Origin of the sequence: Streptomyces sp. 13-12-16, from assembly GCF_002114215.1 — a bacterium.
Lineage (GTDB): Bacteria > Actinomycetota > Actinomycetes > Streptomycetales > Streptomycetaceae > Streptomyces.
Genome location: NZ_NCTE01001262.1, coordinates 1 through 2023, shown reverse-complemented (window position 1 = coordinate 2023; position 2023 = coordinate 1). Strand labels below are relative to the sequence as shown.

1 protein-coding gene is annotated in these 2023 nt (G+C 74.5%); it reads left to right on the top strand.

What is annotated here, in order from left to right:
• Positions 1 to 385: 385 nt before the first annotated feature.
• A partial coding sequence (lanKC, locus tag B7767_RS38880) for a class III lanthionine synthetase LanKC (RefSeq protein WP_218775855.1) occupies positions 386 to 2023 on the top strand: 1638 nt, incomplete at its 3' end.

Sequence of the window (2023 nt, the reverse complement as noted above, 5' to 3'; positions counted from 1 at the left end):
CCCACCGCCGGGGCGGGGAGGCCGCCGGCGCGGCGGTGCGGATCGTGGACTGGGCGGCGTACGCGCGACGGGAGGAGCCGGAGCCGGTACGGCAGCCCGGCTGACCGGAGGGCGGGCGGACGCGCGGTCTTCGGCGTCCAGGCGACCGCGGCACCGTCTCCACCGCGCGCCCCGCCCCGCCGCACGACGTCCCCGACACGACGGAGACCGGCACCGGCAGCCCCTTCGGCGAACACTTCCGGTTCCCCGCGCGCCCGGCGGAACCCGGCCTCCGCGAAGTTACCCGTGCGTTCCGCACGTCGGAGTGATGACAGCGGTGACTGTGCGGGGCGGTGCGCCCCGTGACAGCGTCATGCCCGTCGGCAACCGATGGGAGGGAGACGGCGTGAACAAGGGCTATGCCGTGTACTGCGACGCGGACCCGCACTTCTACGACGCTCCGCACCGCACCGTCTCCCCGGCCGGTACCGGGCGCTCCCGGTACGCCGCGGCCTCGTGGCCCGTCCCGCAGGGATGGCAGCGCAACGAGAGCGGGGACTGGCTGGCCCTGCGTCCGGTCGACGCCGAACTGCCCGACCAGGGCTGGAAGATCCACGTCTCCGCCTGCCTCGACAACGCCGAGTCCGTGCTCGAACGCGTGTGGCGGCACTGTGTCGCCGGCGGCACGGCCTTCAAGTTCGTCCCCAGCCGCTATCTGCTGCACCAGCGCAACGCCAAGTACGCGGACCGGGCGGGCAGCGGCAAGTTCATCACCGTGTACCCGGCGGACGAGGCGCGGTTCGAACGGCTCGCGGGCGAACTGTCGGAGCTGCTGGCGGGCGAACCCGGACCGTACATCCTGAGTGACCTGCGGCTCGGCGAAGGACCCGTGCACGTCCGGTACGGCGGTTTCACCCGGCGCAACTGCTACGACGCGCAAGGGGAGCTGCGGCCGGCCGTGACCGGTCCCGACGGAGTGCTGGTGCCCGACCTGCGCGGCCCCGTCTTCCGCGTGCCGGACTGGGTGGACCCGCCCGCCTTCCTGCGCCCGCACCTGGCGGCCCGGGACGCGCTGACCGTGGGCGGCCTGCCCTACGCCGTCGAGTCGGCGCTGCACTTCTCCAACGGCGGCGGCGTCTACCTCGCCCGCGACTCCCGCACCGGGGAACGGGTCGTCCTCAAGGAGGCCCGGCCGCACGCCGGTCTGGCGGCCGACGGCGCGGACGCCGTGACCCGGCTGCACCGCGAACGCCGGGCGCTGGAGCGGCTGTCCGGTCTCGGCTGCACACCCGAGGTGCTCGATCACCTGACGGTCGGGGAGCACCACTTCCTGGTACTGGAGCACATCGACGGCAAGCCGCTCAACACGTTCTTCGCCCGCCGTCACCCGCTCATCGAGGCCGACCCGAGCGAGGAGCGGCTGGCCGAGTACACGGCCTGGGCCCTCGACGTCCACGCGCGGGTGGAACGCGCCGTCGAGGACGTCCACGCCCGGGGCGTGGTCTTCAACGACCTGCACCTGTTCAACATCATGATCCGCGAGGACGACAGCGTCGCCCTGCTGGACTTCGAGGCGGCGCACCGGATCGACGAGCCCGGCCGGCAGACCGTCGCCAACCCGGGGTTCGTGGCGCCGTCCGACCGGCGGGGCGTCGCGGTGGACCGGTACGCGCTGGCCTGTCTGCGGCTCGCGCTGTTCCTCCCGCTCACCAGCCTGCTGGCGCTGGACCGGCGCAAGGCGGCCCACCTCGCCGATGTGGTGGCGGAGCGGTTCCCGGTGGACCGGGCCTTCCTGGACGCGGCGGTCGACGAGATCACCGGCGGCGCCACCGCCCCCGCAGGCGTTCCGGCGGCGCGGCGGACGGACGGGCCGGTGGTGCCGGTCCGGCCGGACGACTGGCCCCGCAGCCGGGACTCGATGGCCGCGGCCATCCGCGCGTCGGCGACACCGTCCCGTACCGACCGCCTCTTCCCCGGCGACATCGCGCAGTTCGCCACGGCCGGCGGCGGACTGGCCTTCGGCCACGGCGCGGCGGGGGGGCGG